This is a genomic window from Mycobacterium sp. NGS16, from assembly GCF_059813225.1.
On sequence record NZ_JCALEE010000010.1, the window covers coordinates 37,613 to 61,813 of the forward strand.

The window sequence follows — 24,201 nt, forward strand, 5'->3', positions numbered from 1 at the left end:
GCAGCCGATCCTACGGGCGTCCGCCCTGCGCCCACCGCCCGGAGAGCGCCCGCCACCCGACGAACACCAACCTCAGCACGATGAAGGTGGTCAGCCCCGACCAGAGGCCGGCCAGCCCCCAGTCCAGCATCAGCGACAGCCAGGTCAGCGGCAGGAAGCCGACCAGGGCGCTCAGCATGGTGGCGGTGCGCATGAACGCGGCATCGCCGGCTCCCAGCAGGACGCCGTCGAGGGCGAAAACGATTCCGGCAGACGGTAATTGGGCGACGAGGAACCACCACGGCACCCCGATCGCCGCCAGCACCGCGGCATCACCGGTGAACAGTCCCGGTAACACCGGCGAACCGGCCGCGAGCAATGCGGCCAGTACCGCGGCAGCGGCCGCCGAGAACACCGTGACCCGGATGGCCACCGCCTTGGCGTGGCCGGCGTCGCCGGCGCCCAGGGCCGCTCCGACCAGGGCCTGCGCGGCGATAGCCAGCGAATCGAGCACCAACGCAAAAAATGTCCACAGCTGCAGCACGATCTGGTGGGCACCCAGCGCCGCGGCCCCGAATCGCGCTGCGACCGCGGCCGCCGAGGCGAAGCAGGCCTGAAAGGCCAGCGAGCGCACGATCAGGTCACGGCCCATCACCAGTTGCGCCCGCAGCACCGCGCCGTCGAGCCGCAGCGGGACCCGCTCGCAGTGCAGTGCGCGCACGAACAACAGCGCGGCAAGCCACTGACCTACGCAGTTGGCCACCGCCGAGCCCGGCAGGCCCCAGCGCGGCATACCGAGCGCTCCGAACACCAGCACCGGGCACAGCAACGCCGAAACCGCAAAGCCGGCAACCACATACCGCGGTGGGCGAGCCGTGTCCTGCACGCCGCGCAGCCAGCCGTTGCCGGCCAAAGACACCAGGATCGCCGGAGCGCCGAGGATCGCGATCCGCAGCCACGCCCACCCGGCCTGCGCGATGTCGTCACGACCGGCGACCGCCGACACCAGCGGCGCCCCCACCGCCTGCACCGCGATGACGATCAGCGCGCCCAGGCCCAGCGCCAGCCAGGTCGCCTGCACCCCCTCGGCGACCGCGGCGGCGCGGTCGCCGGCACCGAAGTGGCGCGCCGAACGCGCCGTCGTCCCGTAGGACAGGAACGTGGCCTGCGAGCCGACCAACCCCAGCACCAGCCCGCCGATCGCCAGGCCGGCCAGGCCCAGCGCCCCGAGCCGGCCGACGACGGCGGTGTCGAACAGCAGGTACAGCGGTTCGGCGGCCAGCACCACCAGCGCCGGAAGCGCCAGCGCCGCAATCCTTCTGCCGGTAGCGGCGCCGGACTCCTCAGCCAAGGGCGGCGACCAGGCCGGCGACGACGTCGTGCGCTCCGCCGCTGACCGTGTAACCGGCGGCCAGCCGGTGTCCCCCACCGCCGAACGACACCGCGACTGCGCTCAGATCCACCGACGACTTGGCCCGCATCGACACCGCCCAGCAGCCCGGCTCGACCTCCTTGAACACCGCCGCCACCTCGGCCTGCTCGGTGGTGCGCACGATGTCGACGATGCTCTCCACCTCTTCGGGCCGCGCGGCGGTCCACTCGGCGTGATCGACCACGGCATAGACCAGCCCGCGCCCGTGCACCGCGTCGGGCAGCAACTGTGCTGCAGCCAGCACCCGGGAGAGCATCGTCAGCCAGCCGAACGGATGGGTGTCCATCACGGTGCGGGTGATCGCCGCGCTGTCCACGCCGGCGCCGACCAGCCGCGCCGCCAGCCGGTAGGCGCGGGCACTGGCCCATCGAAACGACCCGGTATCCGTGGCCAGCCCGGCATACAGGCAGTGCGCCACGTCCGCGTCGATCGATTGCCCCCACGCGTCGATCAGCTCCGCCACCATCATCGTCGTCGAATCCGCGGACGGATCAACGAAATTCGCCGTCCCGAACAGCTGATTAGACGCATGGTGATCGATCACCAGCAACTCAGTACCGGCGCCCGCCAGCTCCTGCAGCGCCCCGAGCCGATCAGCGCTCGAGACATCGACCGTGACCACCAGATCGGCGTCGCGGCTTAGCGCCTCGGGCCTGACCAGCAATTCGCCGCCCGGCAGCGACCGCAGGGACTGCGGCAGCTCGGCGGGACAGGCCGGGCGGGCGAAACTGACACCGACCGACTTGCCGCACCGGCGCAGGACCAGGGCAAGCGCCAGCCCGGCACCGATGGTGTCGGCATCGGGATGCACATGGCAGATCACTGCCAGCGTGCCTGCGCCCGCCAGCAGCTCCACGGCTCCGGCGGCGTCGACGCGCCGGCCCGGAAGCAGCGGGTCACCCGCCCGATCGCTCACCGTCACCGCTGTCTTCGGCACCCGCCCGTCCCGGGGCCTCCCGGTACGGGTTGGGGTCCCCGACCGGCTGTTTACCCTCCCGGATGCGGGCCAGGTCGGCGTCGGCCGCCTGTGCGGCCGCCAGCAGTTCCGACATGCGGTGGGCGGTGTCGGGCACGGTGTCCCGCACGAACGTCAGGGTCGGGGTGAACCGCACCCCGGTTCCGGCGCCGACCTTGGACCGCAACACTCCTTTGGCCCCATCCAAGGCGGCGGCAGCACCGCCATAGTCGGGGTCGTCGTCCAGGGAACGGCCCAGCACCGTGTAGTACAGGGTCGCGTCGTGCAGGTCGGCGGTCACCTTTGCGTCGGTGATCGTCACCCCGGCCAGCCGCGGATCCTTGATCTCGTACTCGATTGCCGAGGCGACGATCGTCGAGATCCGCTTGGCCAGCCGCCGCGCCCGAGCCGGATCCGCCACTACGTCCGCGCCTTCTCGACTAGCTCGTAGGTCTCGATGACGTCGCCTTCCTTGATGTCACTGTAGGTCAGCGTCAGACCGCATTCGTAGCCGTCGCGGACCTCGGTGACGTCGTCCTTCTCCCGCCGCAGCGAGGAGACGGTGAGGTTGTCGGCGACCACCACCGAATCGCGCAGCAGCCGCGCCTTGGCGTTGCGGCGCATGACGCCGGAGGTGACCAGGCAGCCGGCGATGTTGCCCACCTTCGAAGACCGGAAGATGGCCCGGATCTCTGCCCGGCCCAGCTCCTTCTCCTCGAAGATCGGTTTGAGCATGCCCTTGAGCGCGCTCTCGATCTCATCGATGGCCTGGTAGATCACCGAGTAGTAGCGGATCTCCACCCCGTCGCGGTTGGCCAGCTCGGTGGCCTTGCCCTCGGCGCGCACGTTGAAGCCGATGATGATCGCATCCGAGGCCGATGCCAGGTTGACGTTGGTCTCGGTGATACCACCGACTCCGCGGTCGATCACCCGCAGCGCCACCTCGTCGTCGACCTGGATGCCCATCAGGGCCTCTTCCAGCGCCTCGACGGTACCGGCGTTGTCACCCTTGAGGATCAGGTTCAGCTGGCTGGTTTCCTTCAGCGCCGAGTCCAGGTCCTCCAGCGAGATCCGCTTGCGCGAGCGCGCCGCCAGGGCGTTGCGTTTGCGCGCGTTGCGCCGGTCGGCGATCTGGCGGGCGATCCGGTCCTCGTCGACGACGAGCAGGTTGTCGCCGGCGCCGGGCACCGAGGTGAAGCCGATGACCTGCACCGGCCGCGACGGCAGCGCCTCTTCGACGTCGTCGCCGTGCTCATCGACCATGCGCCGCACCCGCCCGTAGGCGTCGCCGGCGACGATCGAGTCGCCGACCCGCAGCGTGCCGCGCTGGATCAGCACGGTGGCCACCGGGCCGCGGCCGCGGTCCAGGTGCGCCTCGATCGCCACACCCTGGGCCTCCATGTCGGGGTTGGCCCGCAGGTCCAGGGCGGCGTCGGCGGTCAGCAGCACCGCCTCCTCCAGGGCCGCGATGTTGGTGCCCTGCTTGGCCGAGATGTCGACGAACATGGTGTCGCCACCGAATTCCTCAGGCACCAAGCCGTATTCGGTGAGCTGACCGCGAATCTTCTGCGGGTCAGCGCCTTCCTTGTCGATCTTGTTGACCGCCACCACGATCGGCACGTCGGCGGCCTGGGCGTGGTTGATCGCCTCCACCGTCTGCGGCATCACGCCGTCGTCGGCGGCGACCACCAGGATTGCGATGTCGGTGGCCTTGGCGCCGCGGGCACGCATGGCGGTGAACGCCTCGTGACCGGGGGTGTCGATGAAGGTGATCAGCCGCTGCGAGCCGTCGAAGTCGACGGCCACCTGGTAGGCGCCGATGTGCTGGGTGATGCCGCCGGCTTCGCCCTCGCGCACGTTGGCCTTGCGGATGGTGTCCAGCAGGCGGGTCTTGCCGTGGTCGACGTGACCCATCACCGTCACCACCGGCGGGCGGCTCTGCAGGTCGGCCTCGTCGCCGGCGTCTTCGCCGTAAGACAGGTCGAAGGACTCCAGCAGCTCGCGGTCCTCGTCCTCGGGCGAGACCACCTGCACGACGAAGTTCATCTCGCTGCCGAGCAGCTCCAGCGTCTCGTCACCGACCGACTGGGTGGCGGTGACCATCTCACCGAGGTTGAACAGCGCCTGCACCAGCGCGGCCGGGTTGGCGTCGATCTTCTCGGCGAAGTCGCTCAGCGACGCGCCGCGCGCCAGCCGGATGGTCTCGCCGTTGCCGTGCGGCAACCGCACGCCACCGACGACCGGTGCCTGCATGTTCTCGTATTCGGCGCGTTTCGCCCGCTTCGACTTGCGTCCGCGCTTGGGTGCACCGCCGGGACGGCCGAACGCGCCGGCCGCGCCGCCGCGCTGGCCGGGACGGCCGCCGCCGCCACCGGGGCGACCCCGGAAACCGCCGGCGCCGGCGCCGGCGGGGCCACCTCCGCCACCGCCGGGAGCACCGCCGCGGTAGTTACCGCCGGGACCGCCGGGACGCCCGGTGGGGGCTCCGGGGCGGCCACCGCCGCCGGGACCCGGACGCGGGCCGCCGGGCCGCGCCGGGCGGCCGGGTGCTCCGAAGCCGCTGGGCCGGGGCGGCATGTTGCCGGGTGACGCGCCGCCGGGACGCGGCATGCCGGGCCGGGGTGCGCCCGGCCGGGGCGCCTGCGGGTGCGGGCGCGGGATGGCGCGCTCGACCGGCTGCGCCGACGAGAACGGGTTGTTGCCGACGCGCGGTGTGCGGGCGCCGGGCTTGGGTCCCGGGGTTGCCGGCCGGGGACCGGGCGCGGGGGCCGGCGGGCCGGGTTGCGCCGGGGCGGGCGGCGCCGCCGGCGCGGGGGCCTCGGCGGCGGGCGCGGCCGGAGCCGACGGTTTCGCCGCGGGCGCAGCCGGAACCTCGGCCTTCACGGCCTGGCCGTCCCCGGCCGGCGCCGTCTTCGGCGGGGCCGGGACGGCCGACTTGGCGGGCGCCGCCGGCGCCGGCTCTTCGCTCTTGGCCGCGGCTTTGCCGCCGCCGAACGACTCGCGCAGCCGCCGCGCGACGGGGGCTTCCACGGTCGAGGACGCCGACTTGACGAATTCGCCCTGCTCGCTCAGACGGGCGAGGACTTCCTTGCTGGTGACACCGAGTTCCTTGGCCAACTCGTGTACGCGGGCCTTTGCCACTACTTCTCCTGTCTATGAGGCGACAGCGGTGGTGGGCCGCGCCTCGGGTTTAGCTATGACGCATGGTCATCGGGACTTCACGGTGTGCTCATGTTCTTCGCTACCTGTTCTGTTCGCCGGGGCGGTGAGCCGATCTGGCGATCGAAGTACTCCTCCACCCCGGATACATCCGGGGAACCGCTGACCCGCAGCGCGTGCGCAAACGCTCGCCGCCGGATCGCCGCCTGCAGGCACTGCGGCCTGGGATGCAACCACGCACCCCGCCCCGGCTGGTTGCCCGCCCTGTCAACGGCGACGGCGTCGTTGCCATTCCCCGACACGGCGACCAGCCGAAGCAACTCGGCGGCCAACTCGCGTTTCCGGCACCCGACACACGTGCGCACCGGTCCCTGCGGGGAGCGGTGCGTCCGCGAGGCGGTTGTCGAAGTCTCGCGCTGGATCACGGCTCAGTCTACCCATACGACGGCGATCGCCCGAACCACCCGAAACCTGCCCCGGTGGTCGCGTCCCGCTCAGTGCTCGTGCGCCACGCCTCGACCGGCGTCATGCTCGGCGCCGGCCGCGGCCGGCTCCGGGGTGTCGCTGCGGATGTCGATACGCCAGCCGGTGAGCCGGGCCGCCAATCGGGCGTTCTGGCCTTCCTTGCCGATGGCCAGCGACAGCTGGAAGTCCGGCACCACCACCCGAGCGGCACGCGCCGCCTGGTCGATCACCGTCACCGACATCACCTTGGCCGGCGACAAGGCATTGCCGACGAAACGCGCCGGGTCCTCGTCGTAGTCGATGATGTCGATCTTCTCGCCGGCCAGCTCACTCATCACGTTGCGTACCCGCTGGCCCATCGGACCGATGCAGGCACCCTTGGCGTTGAGCCCGGGAACCTGCGAGGCCACCGCGATCTTGGACCGGTGGCCGGCTTCGCGGGCGACCGCGACGATCTCCACCGACCCGTCGGCGATCTCGGGCACCTCCAGGGCGAACAGTTTGCGTACCAGGTTCGGGTGGGTGCGGGACAACTCGATGCGCGGCTCGCGCAGCCCCCTGGTCACCCCGATCACGTAGCAGCGCAGCCGGTCACCATGCTCGTAGCCTTCGCCGGGCGCCTGCTCGGCGGGCCGGATGACGCCGTCGAACCCCTTCGCCTCGGTGCCCAGCCGAACCACGACGACGCCGCGGGCGTTCTCCCGGGCGTCACGCTGGACGACACCGGCGACGATGTCGCCTTCGCGCGCCGAGAACTCGCCGTAGGCCTTCTCGTTCTCGGCGTCGCGCAGCCGCTGCAGGATCACCTGGCGGGCGGTGGTCGCCGCGATACGGCCGAAGCCCTCGGGCGTGTCGTCGTACTCGCTGATGACGTTGCCGTCGGCGTCGGTCTCGCGGGCCAGCACCCGAACCATGCCGGTCTTGCGGTCGACGTCGATGACCGCGTCGGCCTGGTGCCCTTCGGTGTGCCGGTAGGCGGTGAGCAACGCCGACTTGATCGTGTCCACCACCACGTCGACCGAGATGCCCTTGTCGGCCTCGATCGCGTGCAGCGCCGCCATATCGATATTCATCAGCCGGCCTCCGTTCCCGCATCGGGGGCCTGCCGGCCCGTCAACTCCAACTCGCGTGCGCTCGGCGGCGAGAATTCGACTTGCACCACCGCTTTGCTGATCTCGCCCAGCGGCAGCCGGCGCCGGTTCCAGTCCCGCCCGGCCCGCACCACCAGCGTCACGACGTCGTCCTCGACGACCCCCACCCGACCGGTCACGCCGGTCCCGTCGGACAGGGTCACCTCGACCTTGCGGCCGTGCGCGCGCCGAAAATGCTTCGCCGTGGTCAACGGCCGGTGCACCCCCGGGGAGCTGACCTCCAGGACGTAGTGGCCGTCGAAGTCGAGGCCGTCAAGCAGATCCGACGCCGAGCGCGACAACGCCGCGGCGGTGTCGAGGTCCAGTGGGGTGTCGCCGTCGGCGACCACGGTGATCCGCGGCAGCTGCTCGGCAGTGTTGTCGATGACGACGTCTTCGATCTCATATCCGGCGCGCGTGAACTCAGCATCGAGCAGCTCGATCACCTGTGTCTGCGAAGGTAGCCGGGTGGCCACGGCGAGCTCCTCATCTTGAGTTGTCTCCGACGTCGCGTTCCCACGCGCCAGGCGCGGCCGGGAACCAGTCACCAACGATACGCCGTGGCGTGCGCAGCCACAGCAAACCGCCGAAAAGCGCCCGGCTACCCCAACAGTCGGCACACGACCGGCCCCGCCGCAACCGTCCGCGGCGGCCGGGATGGCAGGATGTCTCAGGTGCCCGGCCCCCTGACCGCCATCGACCGGCGGCGCGTGCTGACCGGCGCCGGGATGCTGGCCCTGCTCGCCCTGACGGCACCGGCGTGCGGGTCGTCCCCGGCACCGCCGGCCGTCGACGACCTGGAAGCGCAACGGCAGCTGGCGCACCGCGACAGCGCGCTGGCCGCCGCGGCCGGGGCGGCCTTGGCCGGACCGGATTCCCAGGCGCTGGCCGCGGCATTGGATCAGGTGTCGGCGGAACGGGCCGAACACGCCCGGGCGCTGGCCACCGAGATCGCCCGGGCCGCCGGTAAGCCCGCGCCGGCGATCGCCGAGACGACCACCGTCAGCAGTGCGCCGGATGGGCCCGCACCGACGGTGTCGCAGGTGATCAACGCCTTGCGCAGCGCGGCTGAGGGGGCCGGGAAGCTGGCCATCGCCTCGTCGGGCTACCGGGCCGGGCTGCTGGCCTCCATCGCGGCGGCCTGCACGGCCTCGTACGCAGTCGCCTTGGTGACGCAGTCATGACGTCGGCGGAACCCAGTGCGCTCAGCGGCCCCGACGCCGCCTTGTGCGATGCGCTGATCACCGAATACGGGGTGGTCTACGGCTACGGGCTGGTGTCGGCGTATTCCGCGCCGGAGCTCAACGACCTGGTGGTTCCCACCATCCGGCAGCACCGGGAGCGCCGGGACAACACCATCGCGATCCTTCGCGCCCGCTCGGTGCCGATCCCGCCCGCCGCCGCCGGATACCAGCTGCCCATGCCCCTGACCACCTCTGAGGACGCGCTGCGGCTGGCGGTCCGGATGGAAAACGACACCGCAACGGCCTGGCGCGCCGTCGTCGAGCAGGCCCGCGAGCCCTCGGACCGGGAATTCGCGGCCACCGCGCTGGGGCAAAGCGCGGTACTGGCGGCGCACTGGAATCGGGCGTTGGGCAATTGGCCGATCACCCGGGCCTTTCCGGGTGGCCAGGACTAACTGCGCTGGAACGAGAGGAGCTGATGTCAGTGTTGAATCGACGGATGCGGCTGGGCGCGCTCGCCGCGGCGGCCGCAGCAGCCGTGATGGGGGCGGTGGCCGGGCCGGCCGGCGCCTGGCCGATCCCCTACACCGCCGAGGACACCCGGTATCTCGACGCGACCCGCGGCAACTTTCCCGGTGACGACGACCAGCTGCTGCTGGCCGGCAAGCAGGCGTGCCGTCTGCTCTACACCGGCCAGCCTTCCAGCGCCGTGATCGACCAGGTGGCCGGGCAGTACGGCGCCAGCCCCGAACAGGCTGCCACCGTGGTGCGGGCGGCGCGCAGCACCATGTGCACCCAGGCGCCGGGTTAGGCAGCCTGACCGCGGACGCCGGCCGCGATCTGCCGGGCCAGGTCGGCGCCGACGGACAGCTCCCGGGTCTCCCCGGAGAAGCGGTCCCGCAGTTCGACGATCCCGTCGGCCCAGCCGCGTCCCAGCACGACGATCCAGGGCACGCCGAGCAGTTCGGCGTCTTTGAACTTCACCCCCGGTGAAGCCTGCCGGTCGTCGAGCAGCACCTCCATTCCGAGCCGGTCGAGCTCGCCGGCCAGCTCGGTGGCGCCGGCACGGGCCGCGTCGTCCTTGTTGGCGATCACCAGGTGCACATCGAACGGGGCGACCGCCGCCGGCCAGCGCAGGCCCAGCTCGTCGTGGTGCTGCTCGGCGATGACGGCGACCAGCCGGGAGACGCCGACCCCGTAGGAGCCCATGGTGAGCCGCACCGGGCGGCCGTCCTCGCCGAGGACGTCGGCGCTGAATGCGTCGGTGTATTTGCGGCCCAGTTGGAAGATGTGGCCGATCTCGATGCCGCGGGCGCTGACCAACGTCCCCGCCCCGTCCGGGGACGGGTCACCGTCGCGGACCTCGGCGGCTTCGATGGTGCCGTCGGCGGTGAAATCGCGTCCGGCGACCAGGCCGACGACGTGGCGGCCGGGCTGGTCGGCGCCGGTGATCCAGCTGGTGCCGTCCACCACCCGGGGGTCGACCAGATAGCGGACCCCGTTGTCCTGCAGCGCTTTCGGGCCGATGTAGCCCTTCACCAGGAACGGGTGCTTGGCGAAATCGCCGTCGGAGAGCAACGCGTACTCGGCGGGTTCGAGAGCAGCGCCGAGCCGCTTCTCGTCGACCTCCCGGTCGCCGGGCACCCCGATGCCCAGCAGTTCCCACTCCCCGCCGGGCTGGCGCACCTTGAGCAGCACGTTCTTGAGGGTGTCGGCCGCGGTGACGGTGCGGCCCAGGCCGGCGCCGTTGGCCCAGTCCACCAGGGTGGCGATGGTCGGGGTGTCTCCGGTGTCGTAGACCTGCGCCTCCGGTAGGCCCTCGACCGGTTGGGGTTGCGGGCGCGCGGTGGTCACGGCCTCGACGTTGGCGGCGTAGCCGGATTCCAGGCAGCGCACGAAGGTGTCCTCGCCGACCTCGCTCTCGGCTAGGAACTCCTCGGAGGCCGAGCCGCCCATCGCGCCGGACGTCGCCGCCACGATCACGTAGCGCAGCGCCAGCCGGTCGAAGATCTTCTGATAGGCCTCCCGGTGGGCCTGGTAGGCCTTGCTGAGCCCGGCGTCGTCAACGTCGAAGGAGTAGGAGTCCTTCATCACGAACTCCCGCCCGCGCAGGATGCCCGCGCGCGGCCGCGCCTCGTCGCGGTACTTGGTCTGGATCTGGTAGAGCACCACCGGGAAATCCTTGTAGGAGCCGTACTCCCCCTTGACCGTCAAGGTGAACAGTTCCTCGTGGGTCGGCCCGAGCAGGTAGTCGTTGCGGCGGCGGTCCTGCAGCCGGAACATGGTGTCGCCGTACTCGGTCCAGCGGTGGGTGGCCTCGTACGGAGCGCGCGGCAACAGGGCGGGCAGCAGGATCTCCTGGGCGCCGATAGCGTCCATCTCCTCGCGCACCACCCGCTCGATGTTGCGCAGCACCCGCAGCCCCAGCGGCAGCCAGCTGTACAGGCCGGGTGCGATCGGCCGGACGTAGCCGGCCCGGATCAACAGCTTGTGGCTGGGCACTTCGGCATCGGCGGGGTCATCGCGCAGGGTGCGCACGAACAGCTGGGACATCCGGGTGATCACAGGCCGAGAGCTTATCGGTGAGCTCGCCGGGGCCGACAGCGCGGCGTCCGGAGCCCATTACAGGTTGCCCGCGCCGAACGCGTCCTGGGCATCCTGGGCGTGCGCCACCTGCTTGGCGGTGTAGCCGATCAACAGCGAGATGGCGCCGACGATCACCGCCACCCCGGCCACCCACAGCAGACCGTAGGTGTAGCCGGCGTCGAGTGCGGCGATCTGACTGGCGTCCATCGTCTTCACCGGCATGTTGGTGCCGCCGAGGTACAGCGTGCGCGAGGTGATGACGGCCTGGATGACCGCCAGCACCAGCGGGCCCCCGAGATTCTGCAGCATGAGCGCGATCGCCGAAGTCGGGCCGATCTGGTCGAAGCCCACGCCGGCGATCGCCGACAGGGTCAACGGCACCACGATCACGCCGATGCCGAGACCGCCGAGCACGATCAGCGTCACGAAGTTCGGAAAGTACGAGATGTTCCGGTCGATGGTCGAGCCGTAGATCATCGCGCCCAGCAACACGACGCCACCGGCGATCACCAGCACCCGGGGCGGGAACCGGCGCACCAACTGGGAGGACAGACCCAGTCCGATGCCCAGCCCGATCACGAACGGAATGAACCCCACCCCGGCGTGCAGTGCCGAGTAGCCCATCAGGTCCTGCACGTAGAGGCCGATGGTCACGGTCAGGGTGAACAGTACCCCGCCGGCCAGGAAGATGGCGGCGAAGGTGGCCAGCCGGTTGCGGTCGCGGAACAGGCTGAACGGCACCACCGGGTTCTCGGCGGTGCGTTCCACCAGTGCGAAGGCCAGCAGTGCGACCACCGCCACCACGCCGGAGCCGATGGTGATCGTCGAGACCCAGCCCTTCTCCGGGCCGATGGTGAACGCGAACACCGCGGCGGTGCAGCCCAGGGTCGCCAGCAGCGCCCCGGCGGCGTCCAGCTTCATCCGCTCCCGGAAGGTCTCGGTCAGCGCGGTGCGGGCCAGGTAGATCATCAGCAGGCCGATCGGCACGTTGATGGCGAAAGCCAGCCGCCACGACACCTCGGTCAGGGCGCCGCCGATCACCAGGCCCATCACCGAACCCACCGCGGTCATCGCGCCGAACACCGCGGTGGCCGTGTTCCGGGCCGGCCCCTTGGGGAAGGTGGTGGCGATCAGCGCCAGCGCGGTCGGTGAGGCGATGGCCGAGCCGACGCCCTGCAGCAGCCGCGCGATCACCAGGGTGGGGGCGTCCCAGGCCGCAGCACACAGCACGGAGGCGATGGTGAACAGCGCCACCCCGCTGATGAAGGTGCGCTTGCGGCCGATGGTGTCACCCAGGCGACCGCCGAGCAGCATCAGGCCGCCGAAGGTCAGCACGTAGGCGCTGATCACCCAGCCGCGGCCGGCATCGGACAGACCCAGGTCGTCCTGGATCCGAGGAAGCGCGACGATGGCCACGGTGCTGTCCATCGTGGCCAGCAATTGCATGCCACCGATGGCGATCACGGCGTAGATGAAACGACGAGACGGCAGCATGGACATGACGAATCTGCTGGTCCGGCTCACGATATTCGCGTCCGACCGCCCCGGCGGCACTGGCTTGGCGGCGTCTGCCTGCCACTGCGCGGTCGCCCGTCCTGCATCATCAAGAGCAGTCATAACTGGCTACCCTACAGTAATATTAAGAGGTCTTTAAACCCCGAAGCCGGCCACGGCCCCGATGACGACGATCGCCGGAGGCCGGATACCCTCGGCGCGGATTTTCTCGGGCGCGTCGGCGAGCGTGGCCCGCAGCGTGTGCTGGGCGGGCGTGGTGCCGTGTTGCACCACCAACACCGGCGTATCTGCAGGTCGGCCGCCTTTTTGCAGCGCCGCGCTGAATTGCTCGATGCGTTCGATGGCCATCAGCAACACGATGGTGCCGCGCATCGCGGCCAGCGCATCCCAATTCACTAACGATTCGGGGTCATCCGGTGCCACATGCCCGCTGACCACCACGAATTCGTGATTCACGGCGCGGTGGGTGACCGGGACCCCGGCTTGCGCCGGCACGGCTATGGCACTGGTCACACCGGGCACCACCGTCACCGGGATCCCGGCATCGGCGCAGGCCAGCACCTCTTCGTAACCGCGGGCGAACACGAAGGGGTCGCCGCCTTTGAGCCGCACCACGAACTTGCCGGCCGAGGCGCGCTCGATCATCAGCGCGTTGATGGCGTCCTGGGCCATCGCCCGCCCGTAGGGGATCTTGGCGGCGTCGATGACCTCGACGTGCGGCGGCAGTTCGGCGAGCAACTCCGCCGGCGCGAGCCGGTCGGCCACCACGACGTCGGCGTGCGAGAGCATGCGCCGACCGCGCACTGTGATCAGTTCCGGATCGCCGGGCCCGCCGCCGACCAGCGCCACGCCACCGCGCACCACATCGGAGGTCGCCGCTGTTTCCAGGGTGATTGTGCCGTCCTGCAAGGCCTCCCGGATCGCCGATCGGATCGCCGCCGACCGACTGTGCTCCCCGCCGGCCAGCACGCCGACCGACAGACCGGCGTAGCCGAAGGTGGCGGGTGTGACCGCCGATCCCTCGACGGCGAGATCGGCGCGCACGCAGAAGATCCGGCGTCGGTCAGCTTCGGCGACCACGGCGGCGTTGATATCCGCGTCATCGGTGGCCGCGATCGCGTACCAGGCGTCGGCCAGGTCACCGTCGCGGTAGCCGCGCGACACCAGCGTGATGCCGGGCTTGCGCTCACCGAGCGCCTCGACCGCCGGGGTCGCGCTCGGGGCGATCACCGTCACCTGGGCGCCGCTGTCCACCAGCAGCGGCAGCCGCCGCTGTGCGACGCTGCCCGCGCCCACCACGACAACCTTGCGGCCGGCCAGCCGCAGCCCGACCAGATATGGGTTCTCGGTCACCCGGCAACTCTAGTGGCCCATCAGCGGAGCTGAAGCTGTTGGCTACCCCACTCCCACACCTGCTCGAACAGGGCGGGCTCCTCGGCGAGCCGCACGCCCAGCGACGGCACCATCTCCTTGAGCCGGGGCAGCCAGCCGGTGAACCGGCCGGGGAAGCAGCGCGTCAGCACCTCGAGCATGGCCGGCACCGCGGTCGACGCGCCCGGGGAGGCGCCGAGCAGCCCCGCGATGCTGCCATCGGCGGCGTTGACGATCGTGGTGTCGAATTCCAGTCGCCCGCCCCGGATCACCTGCACCCGCTGGCCCGCCCGTAGCGGCGACCAACCCCGGTCGCGCGCGTCGGGGACGAATTCCCGCAGCGCCTCGATACGGCCTGCGTGAGTTCGGCGCAGTTGGCCGAGCAGGTAGCCGACCAGTGCGCGTTCGGCGATCCCGACGCCCAGCAGCGAAGCCGCATTGTCGAGGCGGACCGACCTCGGCAGATCCGTGACCCGGCCGTGCTTGAGGAACTTCGGCGACCAGCCGGCAAACGGCCCGAACAGCAGCCACGACGCGCCGGTGACCACCCGGGCGTCCAGGTGCGGCGCGGTCGTCGACGGTGCGCCCGGGGCCGGCGCGCCGTACACCTTGGCGCGGTGCCGGTCGGTGATCTCCGGGTCCCCGCAGCGCAGGAACACCCCGCCGATCGGGAATCCGCCGAAGCCGCGGACTTCGGAGATACCGGCCTTGCGTAGCAGACCCAGTGTGGCGCCCCCGGCCCCGATGAAGACGAATTTGGCGTTGAGCCTTGCGGTTTCACCGGTTCGGCGGTTGGCCAGTCCCAGTGCCCAGCTGCCGTCGGATTCCCGTTCGAGGCTGCGTACCTCATGGCCGAAGCGCACCGCGCTGCCGTGCCGCGCTCCGTAACCGATCAGCTGGGAGGTCAGCGCCCCGAAGTCGACGTCGGTGCCGTCGGGCGACCAGTCCAGGGCCACCGGGGCACCGACGTCTCGACCGGCCGCCATCAACGGCAGCCGGGCGGCGAATTCGTCGAAGTCGGTGATGAACTCGGCGCCGGCGAACAGGGGGTTGGGCGCCAGCGCTTCATGGCGGCGACGCAGGTAGTCCACGCCAGCGGCGCCGTGCACGAAGCTGACATGCGGCACCGGGTTGACGAAGGTGCGCGGCTGATCCAGCATGCCGTGTTGCACCGCATACGACCAGAACTGGCGGGACACCTGGAACTGCTCGTTGACGCGCACCGCCTTGGCGATGTCGATCGAGCCGTCGGGCCGCTGCGGCGTGTAGAACAGTTCGCACAGCCCGGCGTGCCCGGTGCCGGCGTTGTTCCACGGGTCGCTGCTCTCGCCGGCGGCGGCGTCCAATCGTTCGACGACGGTGATCGAGGCGTCCGGCTCCAGCCGGCGCAGGATCGCCCCGAGAGTGGCGCTCATGATGCCCGCGCCGATCAGCGCGATGTCGGTGGTGGCGGCGGTGGGCACAGGGCTCAGGCTAATCGGGGCACACCCTTTAGGCTGGCGAAGACGGCGGGCGCGGCGGATGGGAAACACCAGTGGAAAGCTACGATCTGGCGATCACCGGAACCGGTTCGGGCAACAGCATTCTCGATGACCGCTACGCCGAGAAGCGGGTTGCGATCTGCGAGCAGGGCACCTTCGGCGGCACCTGCCTGAACGTCGGGTGCATCCCGACGAAGATGTTCGTCTACGCCGCCGAGGTTGCGCAGACGGTGACCGACGCGGCCCGCTACGGCATCGATGCCCGTATCGATCGGGTGCGCTGGCCCGACATGGTCTCGCGGGTGTTCGGTCGCATCGACCCGATCGCCGCCGGCGGCGAGCGGTATCGGCGCAGCCTGCCGAACGTCGACGTCTACGCCGCGCACACCGGATTCGCGCCGGTCAACTCCGACGGCAGGTACGTATTGCGCACCACCACCGGTGAAGAGTTCTCCGCCACCCAGGTGGTGATCGCCGCCGGGGCGCGGACCTGGATTCCACCGGTGATCGCCGACAGCGGCGTGCGCTACTACACCAGTGACGACGTGATGCGCATCGCCGAGTTGCCCGAGCACCTGGTGATCATCGGCGGTGGGTTCGTGGCTGCCGAGTTCGCCCACGTGTTCTCCGCCCTCGGGGTCCGGGTCACCGTGGTGATCCGGAGCCAGACGATGCTGCGGTACACCGATGAAACCGTGGCTCAGCGCTACACCGATCTCGCGGCGCGCAAGTGGGACCTGCGGGCGCACCGCACTGTAACCGGCGCCCGAAATGCCGGTTCAGGTGTCGAGTTGCAGCTCGACGACGGGTCGCTGCTGCGTGCCGACGCACTGCTGGTGGCCACCGGCCGGGTGCCCAACGGCGACCTGCTCGATGCCGAACAGGCCGGCGTCGACGTCGTCAATGGTCGGGTGGTGGTCGACGAATACCAACGAACCAGTGCGCCCGGGATCTTCGCGCTCGGCGACGTCTCCTCCCCCTACGAACTCAAGCACGTCGCCAATCACGAGGCCCGGGTGGTGCAGCACAATCTGTTGTGCGACTGGGAGGACACCGCGTCCATGCGCGTCACCGATCACCGCTACGTCCCGTTCGCGGTGTTCACCGATCCGCAGATCGCCGTTGTCGGGTTGAGCGAAACGCAGGCCGTGGCACAGGGTTTCGATGTCTCGGTGAAGGTTCAGGATTATGGTGACGTCGCCTACGGCTGGGCGATGGAGGACACCACCGGGTTCGTCAAGCTGATCGCCGAACGAGGCAGCGGACGGCTGCTGGGAGCGCACATCATGGGCCATCAGGCGTCGTCGATCATCCAGCCGCTGATCCAGGCGATGAGCTTCGGGCTGACCGCGCCGGAGATGGCCCGCGGTCAGTACTGGATCCACCCGGCGCTGCCCGAGGTCGTGGAGAACGCGCTACTGGGCCTGGAGTGAAAGGGATCCGATGAAGTCCACCCTGCTGTCGCGGCAAGACCTGGAGTTTCTACTGTTCGACTGGCTGCGCGTCGACGAGCTGACCCGACGTCCCCGCTTCACCGAGCACTCCCGGGAGACGTTCTGCGACACGTTGGATCTGTGCGAACAACTGGCGAGCAGATACTTCGCCCCGCACAACAAGAAGAGCGACGCCCAGGAACCCACCTTCGACGGGAAGACCGTCATCATCATCGACGAGGTCAAGGAGGCGCTGGCGGCCTGCGCCGACGCCGAGCTGATCGGCATGGCGATGGACTACGCCCTGGGCGGGGCGCAACTGCCGGCGACGGTGGCCCAGGCCGGGTTCGCCTGGCTGCTGGCCGCCAACGTCAGCACCGCCGGGTATCCGATGCTGACGATGGCCAACGCGAACCTGCTCGCCGAATTCGGCAACCCCGACCAGATCGACGCCTTCGTCAAACCGATGATCGCCGGCCGCTTCACCGGGACGATGTGTCTGTCGGAGACCCAGGCCGGTTCGTCGCTGGCCGACATCACCACCCGCGCAGAACCGCGCGCTGACGGAACCTACCGGTTGTTCGGATCCAAGATGTGGATCTCCGGCGGCGATCACGAACTGACCGACAACATCGTCCACCTGGTGCTGGCCAAGATCCCTGGCGGCCCGACCGGCACCAAAGGCATCTCGCTGTTCATCGTGCCGAAATATCTGGTGAATCCCGACGGCACGCTGGGTGAGCGCAACGACGTCGTACTGGCCGGGCTCAACCACAAGATGGGCTACCGCGGCATCACCAACACCGTGCTCAACTTCGGAGAAGGCGGCCACCGGCCCGGCGGCGAACCGGGCGCGGTCGGCTATCTCGTGGGCGCCGAGCACCGCGGCCTGAGCTACATGTTCCGCATGATGAACGAGGCCCGGCTGGGTGTGGGCATGGGCGCGATCGCGCTGGGCTACACCGGCTACCTGAAGTCACTGGAGTACGCCCGCGGCCGGCCGCAGGGCCGGCCGGTGTCAGCGAAAGACCCGGCGACGCCGCAGGTCCCGATCATCGAGCATCCGGACGTCAAGCGGATGCTGCTGGCCCAGAAGTCCTATGTCGAGGGGGCGCTCGCGTTGGCGCTGTACTGCGCGCGACTCGTCGACATCGCGCGCACCGCCGAATCCGAGGACGAACGCGATCACGCTACTGCCCTGCTGGACATCCTCACCCCGATTGCCAAGAGCTGGCCCTCGCAGTGGTGCCTGGCGGCCAACGACCTGGCGATCCAGGTGCACGGCGGTTACGGCTACACCCGCGAGTACGACGTCGAACAGCATTACCGGGACAACCGGCTCAATCCGATCCACGAGGGCACCCACGGCATCCAGAGCCTGGACCTGTTGGGCCGCAAGGTGACCCAACGCGACGGGGCGAGCCTGGCCGCCCTGCACCAGGCGATGACGGACAGCATCGCGGCCGGTCGCCGGGCCGGTGGCGAACCAGCCGAGGCGGCAACGCAACTCGACGCGGTGATCCAGCGGCTGGTCGCGGTCACCGCGGGCATGTTCGCCGCCGGTGACATCGATGCCGCGCTGGCCAACAGCGCCGTCTATCTGGAGGCCTTCGGTCACGTGGTGATCGCCTGGATGTGGCTGGAGCAGTTACTGGCCGTCGGCGGACGCACCGGGGATTTCTACGACGGCAAGCGCCAGGCCGCCCGGTACTTCTTCCGCTACGAGCTGCCCAAGACCGGCCCGCAGCTCGACTTGCTGGAGCGCCTGGATCGCACCACGATCGAGATGCAGCCCGACTGGTTCTAGGTGCGACCGGCGCCGTGGGACCCCGGATGCCCCGCGGGCTCAGGCAGGCTGAACTTCCTCGGTGTGTAACGACCTGATTGTCGGGGTACTGCACCGAAAGGTCGACAGCAACACCGAAGGACGGTCAGCGATGGTGGCCACTTGCCCGAGACGTCACCGGGCGCGGACCTGGGGGGCAAGCACGGCCATCGCAGCCCTTGTCGCAGCGGGCTGCTCGTCACCGCAACAGCCGGAGGGCGCCCCCGAGGTGACGCTGGCCCGGGTCAGCGTGCCCCTGCACGAACCGGTGTGGTCGTATGGCACCGGCGCCCTGATCGGGCTCACCGACGATCAGCGGTTGGCAAAGGTCGACGGTGCCGCGAGCCAGGACGCGGCGCGCACCACCTTGTCGGGGCCGTTGAGCGCCGGACGCAACGTGCAGATCAGCCAGATGAACGACCGGCACGTCTTCGTTCCTCAGCCCGGCCGCGGCACGGTGGCCGTCGTCGACCTCGCCAGCCTGCAGCCCGTCGAGCAGGTGGACGCCGGCCCCGCTCCGGCCTACCTGTCCGAGGATGCCGGTTTGCGGGTGCTGCTCGCCTTGTCGGCCGATGGCTCGACGGTGACTCCGGTGGAGCAATACGGCTACCGCAAATTACCGGCGGCCCGCATACCCGGTGAGCCGGCGGATTCGATCGACGGCTCCACCCGCGGCCGCGAGATCGACTACCACCTCTACGGGCGCTCGAGCATCCGTTACTTCAAGGGCCACTCGTCGCCACCCGACCAGCGGGGCTCGCTGGCCATGCACGTCGGCGCGTCGGCCGGGGACGGCACCAAGGTGACGCGCACCTATGTCGCCGACCACGATCACGGGGTGCTGTATGCGGTCGAATCCGGTCGTGGCGGTGACGGGTTGGAGGTGGTGGGGCACGCCGGCCTGCCGTCGTCACCGATCCGTTATCTGGGCACCGACGACACCAGGATCTACGCCGCCACCGACCAGCAGCTGGTGACCCTGGAGACGGCGAGCTTCACCGGCTACCCCGACGACATCATCCCGACGGTCAAGGTCGTCGACTACCGCGCTGGTCTCGGTGCGGAACAGGCCCGCTCGGCACCGCTGTCCGGGATGGCGATCGGTCCGCACCGGGTGTTCCTGACCTTGCGTGGGGCGCCGTATGTGATCAGCGTCGCCAAACCGCATCTCTGAGCCCAGGAGGGACACCGATGAGCACGTCCGCAGCGAACGTCTTCGGTGTCGACGACGACTTCGAGTGGATCGCCGAGCAGATCCGGGAACTCAAGCACCTGGGCGAGAAGACCGAGGTCACCCAAGACCAGAGCTACGACCTGTCCGTCCGATGGGGCACGGCGCTGGCCGGGCGGCTGCGGCGGCTGGTGCTCTACAGCTCGCAGGGCAGGCTCGAAGGCGCCGACGAACAACGGTTCCAGGTGCTGTGCACCGAACTGCGCGGGCTCTCCGAACTCATCGATCGTTTCGGACTCACGCAACCGGTGTTCACCGTGCCGGCACCGGCAAAAGCTAAGCGGCACCGGGGACCTCGACGGACCAACTCGCGGCGCGCGCCTGGCCGGCGTCGCGGTCCAGAAAATCCCTCTCCCGCAGCCTGATCGCCGTCCGTGGTTTGGCGCATTCCGGGTTGCGACACGTCAACGCCACCATGTAGGCGTCGTCGTCTTCGTCCAGGAACAAAAACCCCAGATACAGTGCGTCGCCGACGCTGAAGTCCGTTGCGCCACAGCACTCACAGTGCCCGCCCTTGGCGGCGAGCTGCTCGGTTACCCGCTGGCGCTCGGTGGCCTGCAGCCGGACCAGTTCCGGGCGCACCATCGCCTCCTCGGCCATCTCAGATCTCCACATCCTTGTCGTAGTGCACGTTGTCCTCACGCCAGCCGCCCAGGCCCATCCCGATGCCGGAATGGTCGTCGATGAACTCGATCTGGTTGATCCACTTGGCCATCTTGAACCCGACTTGGGTCTCCACCCGCAACCGCAACGGCGCGCCGTGCTTGATCGGTAAGGGTTTGCCGTTCATCTCGTAGGCCAGGATCGTCTGCGGCTTGTAGGCCAGTTCCAGGTCCATCACCTCGTAGAACTGCCCCGATCCCTCCGCGCTGGGTTCGTCGCGGCCGGTGTCCTGCATGGTCAGAAAGCAGATGTAGCGGGCCTGCGGCAGCGGGCGCACCTCCTGCAGCAGCCGGCTCAGGTGAATTCCACTCCACTGGCCGATGCTGGACCAGCCCTGGACGCAGTTGTGCAGTACCCGCTGGGTTTCCGGTTGACCCAGCGCCCGCAAGGCGTCGAGGTCCAAGGTCACCGGTTTCTCCACCAGGCCGCCGACCCGCAGCCGCCAGTCGGCAAAGTTGTGTACCGCCATCACCTTGTACTCATCCGAGCAGGGCGGCTTGCCGTTGACCCGGTGTTCTTCGGAGATCTTGCCTGGCGGGTAGTTCTGCCGGGAATTCAACGGCCGCAGCAGGATCAGCCGAGCCCGGGTGACAATGCTGCCCAGAATGCGGTGCACCTGGGTGGGCCGCCGCAGGCTCCATACCGTCGCCGCGACATGCACGGCCACGACCGCCGCAATGATGGCCAGCGACCACAACGTCGCCCAGTTGATGTTGCGCACCGCGCCGAAGATCATCAGCGACGTGAGCTGGCCCCAGCCCCAGAAGAACACCATCGACAGGTGGATCGCGATGAAGGCCAGGAACGCGGCCAGCCCGACGAAGTGCAGACTGCGTGCCCACTGCCGGCCTCCGAACATCTGGACATACCACGGGAAGCGCGCCTCGATCGCCGGGGATTGCGCGGCGCCGGTGAGGATTTGAAAAGGCGCCAGCACAAAGATGACGCCGGCATAGGTCAGCTTCTGGATGGCATCCAGCGGCTCGCCGGGCAGCAGCGGGGGGAGGTTGAACGTCAGGTAGGTGACGACGTCGTTCCAGGCCTCCGAAAAAATCGACCACGAATACGGCCAGTAGCGATGCCATTGGCCGGTCGCGAACAACAGGATGTAGTAGGACAATCCAACCGCGATCCAGCCCATCACCGAGATGAAGTGCCAGTGCCGCCCCATGCCCAGCTTCTTGTGCCCGGGTAGCGCAACGACTGAGCTGTAGTCCTCTTCCTCGTCGAGGGTGTCATAGAGCTTGTCGGTCGGCATTTCCCGGGGCGTGAAGCGTGCCCACTCGGTGCCCGGTTTGCTGTGCTCGTTCCAGTACAGCTTCGGGTGCGTGGAAAGTATCTCGATGCCGCTGCGCAGCAGCAACGTCAGAAAGAGGAAGTTGAGCCAGTGCTCGATGCGCAGCCAAGCGGGAAAATCGAGTGTCGTCATCAGTCGTGCCAGCCCTGGTGTTGGGGGTAGGCGACGTTGATCCGCAGCAACACCGACATGTGCACCGCGAGGAAACCGGCTGCGCAGGCCATGGCCCAGGTGCCGGGTGCGATGTCCCAGCGTCCGGTCAAGGCGACCAGACCCGGCCAACTGCCGGCCCGGCTTACCAGGTACAGCCCGAGAAAGACGACCGAAAGCAGATCGCCGAGCAGCCACCCCAGCGGTGGCAGCCGGGGGGTGACGGCAAGCCACATGATGCCCGCGGCCAGCAGGCAACCACTGATCAGCAGCGCGGAGTAGACCCCGAAGGACGCCGGCAGCGCTCGCTCCCGGATCACGACGTAGGCATGAGCTGCCGCGAGGCCCACCAGCAGCAGACCACCGAGTGCGGTCACCGTCCGCGGAAGGTCGAATGCGACATACCCGCCCAACCGCAGCATCCGGTGCAGCTGGTGCAGCCCCGTGCGCCGGAGGAGAGAGCTCACGCCGGCTGCGTACCCTGCGCCGCGGGGCGGCAAACCATCCTGCGCGGCCGCCACCATCCCGCCCCTCGTTGACTCAGTGCCGCTGTGCAGGTGGCGATTCCGGGCGCTCGGGTCGAGCCGGCGCCAAGGACCCGCAATCGCTCCGGCAAGTCCTCGCATCAGGGCGGACTCGGGACTAGCCTGACAATGATCCTGCTCCGACTGCGCCGGGGGCGCCACATGGCGAGAATCCTGCTGCTACCGCGCGACGGCGCCTGCCCGGCGCCGGTCGAATGAGCGGCGATGTCTGCGCCGGTATGGATGGGCGTCCCGCCGGAAGTGCATTCGGCGTTGTTGAACAGCGGCCCCGGAGCCGGGTCGCTGCTCAGGGCGGCCGCCGCGTGGTCGTCGATGAGCGCCGAATACGCCGCTGCGGCCGAGGAACTCAGCGCCGCATTGAACGCCGCCGGGACCGGGGTCTGGCAGGGTATCGCCGCGCAGTCCTACCTCGACGCCCATGCGCCGTTCGTGGCCTGGTTGGAGCAGTCGGCGGCTGCCAGCACCCGCATCGCCGTGCAGCATGAGATCGCCGCGGCCGCATACGAAGTCGCTGTCGCAACGATGCCGACCCTGGCGGAGCTGGCCGCCAACCATGCCGTGCATGCGGTGCTGGTGGCAACGAACTTCTTTGGCGTCAATACCATCCCGATCGCGGCCAACGAAGCCGACTACGCACGCCTGTGGGTTCAGGCGGCCGCCACCATGTCCGGCTATCAGACGGTGTCCGCCGCAACGTTGGCCGCTGCTCCGCCCGCCGCGCCGGCACCACGAATCGTCAACGCCGAGGCATCGCAGCCGGTGGCGGCCACCGGCGATCCGTTCGACTTGTCGTCGCTGATCGCACAGCTGGAGAAGTTCGAGGGCGCCCACAGCCTCCTGGAACTGATCTGGCCCGGCAATCCTTTCACCCCGTTCCCTCCGGGAACAGATTTCGGCGGCGCCTTGAGCGACATGGGGACCAGCTTCGTCGAGGGGCTGTTTCTCTACGATCCGCAGACCCTGGCCTTCGCGCACAACCCGGCCCAGCTGGTCTTCGTCATCGCCTTGGCGGGGGTCCAGCTCATCACGCACCGGATCTTCGACCTTGTCCAGCTGGTGTACAACTTCCCACAGCTGCTGCCGGCGATGTTGCCGCTGTTGCAGGCCCCGGTGACGGCGGTGGGCGGCCTGGCCGGGTTGGCGGGGCTGGCCGGGCTGCCGCAGCCCGCCGTGGTGCCGGCCGGAGTCCCGCCAGCAGCGGTCGGCATGCAGCCGTCCCCGACGGCCGTGGGCACTGCTGCCGCGTCGGGTACCTCCGCCCCGGCGCCGGCGCCGGCCGCCGCGGCCGCTCCCCCGCCCGCCTTGCCGCCGCCGGGCGCCGCCCCGCCGGTTGCCGGGTTGGAGGCGTTCGGCTATCTCGTCGGTGGGGGCGGGCCCGACATCGGGTTCGGTTCGGGAATGGGCAACAAAGCGCAGGAGCCGGACGCCCAGGGAGCCGCCGCTCGGGCCACCGCGCCCCTCGCCCGAGCGGAGGCGGGTCAGCGGCGGCGAGGGCGCCGGCGGGTGGGGCTACGCGGCTACGGCGATGAGTACATGGATCTGGATATGCCGATCGGCCCCGCGGCAGTGGCAGCGGATCGTGGCGCGGGGTCCCGGGGCTTTGCTGGAACCAGCCGGAAGGTCGGTGCCGGGGCGCCCAGCGGGTTGGCCACGGTGGCCGGCGACGGCTTCGGCGGCGGGCCGCGCATGCCGATGCTGCCGGATGGCTGGTGCGTTGGGAAAACGGACCGTTAGCCGTTGGCCTACGCCACTTTATTCACTTGCGTCACAGGCGATTTATTGGTCGGTGCCTCTCGCTAC

The 24,201-nt window shown here is 69.6% G+C and carries 22 protein-coding genes; 8 read left to right on the forward strand and 14 right to left on the reverse strand.

All coding sequences use genetic code 11. The annotated features are described in order from the left end of the window. Positions 1-10: 10 nt before the first annotated feature. From AC5Y4Q_RS18650 to rimP, 7 genes are all read right to left on the reverse strand, one after another. Complete coding sequence (locus tag AC5Y4Q_RS18650; protein ID WP_064921580.1) at positions 11-1,330, reverse strand: MATE family efflux transporter; 1,320 nt, start codon at positions 1,328-1,330, stop codon at positions 11-13. Beyond that, complete coding sequence (locus tag AC5Y4Q_RS18655; RefSeq protein WP_109535650.1) at positions 1,323-2,327, reverse strand: DHH family phosphoesterase; 1,005 nt, start codon at positions 2,325-2,327, stop codon at positions 1,323-1,325. Before AC5Y4Q_RS18655 ends, AC5Y4Q_RS18650 begins: the two co-directional genes overlap by 8 nt. Continuing rightward, complete coding sequence (gene rbfA, locus AC5Y4Q_RS18660; protein WP_064921582.1) at positions 2,308-2,787, reverse strand: 30S ribosome-binding factor RbfA; 480 nt, start codon at positions 2,785-2,787, stop codon at positions 2,308-2,310. Before rbfA ends, AC5Y4Q_RS18655 begins: the two co-directional genes overlap by 20 nt. After that, entirely contained in the window at positions 2,787-5,507 is a 2,721-nt protein-coding gene (gene infB / locus AC5Y4Q_RS18665; protein ID WP_499959935.1) for a translation initiation factor IF-2, read from the reverse strand. The genes rbfA and infB overlap by 1 nt, the downstream gene beginning before the upstream one ends. Positions 5,508-5,584: 77 nt before the next feature. Next, complete coding sequence (locus AC5Y4Q_RS18670) at positions 5,585-5,950, reverse strand: YlxR family protein (protein WP_082952758.1); 366 nt, start codon at positions 5,948-5,950, stop codon at positions 5,585-5,587. A 69-nt stretch (positions 5,951-6,019) separates the two neighbouring features. Beyond that, complete coding sequence (gene nusA, locus AC5Y4Q_RS18675) at positions 6,020-7,063, reverse strand: transcription termination factor NusA (RefSeq protein ID WP_064923861.1); 1,044 nt, start codon at positions 7,061-7,063, stop codon at positions 6,020-6,022. Continuing rightward, positions 7,063-7,596, reverse strand: coding sequence for a ribosome maturation factor RimP (rimP, locus tag AC5Y4Q_RS18680; RefSeq protein ID WP_064923860.1), 534 nt, complete (start codon positions 7,594-7,596; stop codon positions 7,063-7,065). Before rimP ends, nusA begins: the two co-directional genes overlap by 1 nt. Before the next feature lie 189 nt (positions 7,597-7,785). Here rimP and AC5Y4Q_RS18685 point away from each other — a divergent pair, with 189 nt between their 5' ends. The 3 genes from AC5Y4Q_RS18685 to AC5Y4Q_RS18695 are packed head-to-tail and all read left to right on the forward strand — an operon-like array spanning position 7,786 to position 9,115. Then, complete coding sequence (locus AC5Y4Q_RS18685) at positions 7,786-8,304, forward strand: hypothetical protein (RefSeq protein WP_064923859.1); 519 nt, start codon at positions 7,786-7,788, stop codon at positions 8,302-8,304. Beyond that, the gene (locus AC5Y4Q_RS18690) at positions 8,301-8,759 is read left to right on the forward strand and encodes a ferritin-like domain-containing protein (protein ID WP_499959939.1); all 459 of its coding nucleotides are present in this window, start codon (positions 8,301-8,303) and stop codon (positions 8,757-8,759) included. The genes AC5Y4Q_RS18685 and AC5Y4Q_RS18690 overlap by 4 nt, the downstream gene beginning before the upstream one ends. 23 nt (positions 8,760-8,782) lie before the next feature. Then, positions 8,783-9,115: a DUF732 domain-containing protein gene (locus tag AC5Y4Q_RS18695; protein ID WP_064923857.1), complete on the forward strand. Its 333-nt coding sequence runs from the start codon at positions 8,783-8,785 to the stop codon at positions 9,113-9,115. Here the strand turns inward: AC5Y4Q_RS18695 and AC5Y4Q_RS18700 are convergent. Genes AC5Y4Q_RS18700 through mqo form a run of 4 tightly spaced genes read right to left on the reverse strand, consistent with a single transcriptional unit; the run spans position 9,112 to position 15,239 of the window. Further along, complete coding sequence (locus tag AC5Y4Q_RS18700; protein WP_499959941.1) at positions 9,112-10,869, reverse strand: proline--tRNA ligase; 1,758 nt, start codon at positions 10,867-10,869, stop codon at positions 9,112-9,114. The genes AC5Y4Q_RS18695 and AC5Y4Q_RS18700 overlap by 4 nt on opposite strands. Before the next feature lie 57 nt (positions 10,870-10,926). Beyond that, entirely contained in the window at positions 10,927-12,507 is a 1,581-nt protein-coding gene (locus AC5Y4Q_RS18705) for an MFS transporter (protein ID WP_064923855.1), read from the reverse strand. Positions 12,508-12,540: 33 nt separating this feature from the next. Then, complete coding sequence (gene cobA / locus AC5Y4Q_RS18710) at positions 12,541-13,758, reverse strand: uroporphyrinogen-III C-methyltransferase (RefSeq protein ID WP_064923854.1); 1,218 nt, start codon at positions 13,756-13,758, stop codon at positions 12,541-12,543. A 20-nt stretch (positions 13,759-13,778) separates the two neighbouring features. Continuing rightward, positions 13,779-15,239, reverse strand: a complete 1,461-nt coding sequence (mqo, locus tag AC5Y4Q_RS18715; protein ID WP_499959943.1) for a malate dehydrogenase (quinone) — start codon at positions 15,237-15,239, stop codon at positions 13,779-13,781. Positions 15,240-15,310: 71 nt separating this feature from the next. On the opposite strand from mqo, the gene mtr reads away from it, so the two are divergent. From mtr to AC5Y4Q_RS18735, 4 genes are all read left to right on the forward strand, one after another. Further along, complete coding sequence (mtr, locus tag AC5Y4Q_RS18720; protein ID WP_499959945.1) at positions 15,311-16,690, forward strand: mycothione reductase; 1,380 nt, start codon at positions 15,311-15,313, stop codon at positions 16,688-16,690. Positions 16,691-16,700: 10 nt separating this feature from the next. Further along, positions 16,701-18,497 (forward strand): acyl-CoA dehydrogenase, encoded by a 1,797-nt coding sequence (locus tag AC5Y4Q_RS18725; protein WP_064923852.1) that lies wholly within the window; start codon positions 16,701-16,703, stop codon positions 18,495-18,497. A gap of 130 nt (positions 18,498-18,627) precedes the next feature. Then, positions 18,628-19,689, forward strand: a complete 1,062-nt coding sequence (locus AC5Y4Q_RS18730) for a hypothetical protein (RefSeq protein ID WP_499959948.1) — start codon at positions 18,628-18,630, stop codon at positions 19,687-19,689. A gap of 17 nt (positions 19,690-19,706) precedes the next feature. Further along, a complete protein-coding gene (locus AC5Y4Q_RS18735; protein WP_064923851.1) occupies positions 19,707-20,111 on the forward strand; it encodes a hypothetical protein in 405 nt (134 codons plus the stop codon). Here the strand turns inward: AC5Y4Q_RS18735 and AC5Y4Q_RS18740 are convergent. From AC5Y4Q_RS18740 to AC5Y4Q_RS18750, 3 genes are read right to left on the reverse strand one after another with little or no spacing between them, the layout of a single operon-like run. Then, positions 20,023-20,346: a hypothetical protein gene (locus AC5Y4Q_RS18740; protein ID WP_064923850.1), complete on the reverse strand. Its 324-nt coding sequence runs from the start codon at positions 20,344-20,346 to the stop codon at positions 20,023-20,025. The two genes, AC5Y4Q_RS18735 and AC5Y4Q_RS18740, sit on opposite strands and share 89 nt — an antisense overlap. A gap of 1 nt (position 20,347) precedes the next feature. After that, positions 20,348-21,838 carry a molybdopterin-dependent oxidoreductase gene (locus AC5Y4Q_RS18745; RefSeq protein ID WP_064923849.1) on the reverse strand — a complete coding sequence of 497 codons (1,491 nt, stop codon included), beginning with the start codon at positions 21,836-21,838 and terminating at the stop codon, positions 20,348-20,350. After that, complete coding sequence (locus AC5Y4Q_RS18750) at positions 21,838-22,323, reverse strand: oxidoreductase (protein WP_499959950.1); 486 nt, start codon at positions 22,321-22,323, stop codon at positions 21,838-21,840. The genes AC5Y4Q_RS18745 and AC5Y4Q_RS18750 overlap by 1 nt, the downstream gene beginning before the upstream one ends. A gap of 282 nt (positions 22,324-22,605) precedes the next feature. Between AC5Y4Q_RS18750 and AC5Y4Q_RS18755 the strand changes: the two genes are divergently transcribed. Next, positions 22,606-24,135 (forward strand): PPE family protein, encoded by a 1,530-nt coding sequence (locus AC5Y4Q_RS18755; RefSeq protein WP_499959951.1) that lies wholly within the window; start codon positions 22,606-22,608, stop codon positions 24,133-24,135. Positions 24,136-24,201: the final 66 nt, after the last annotated feature.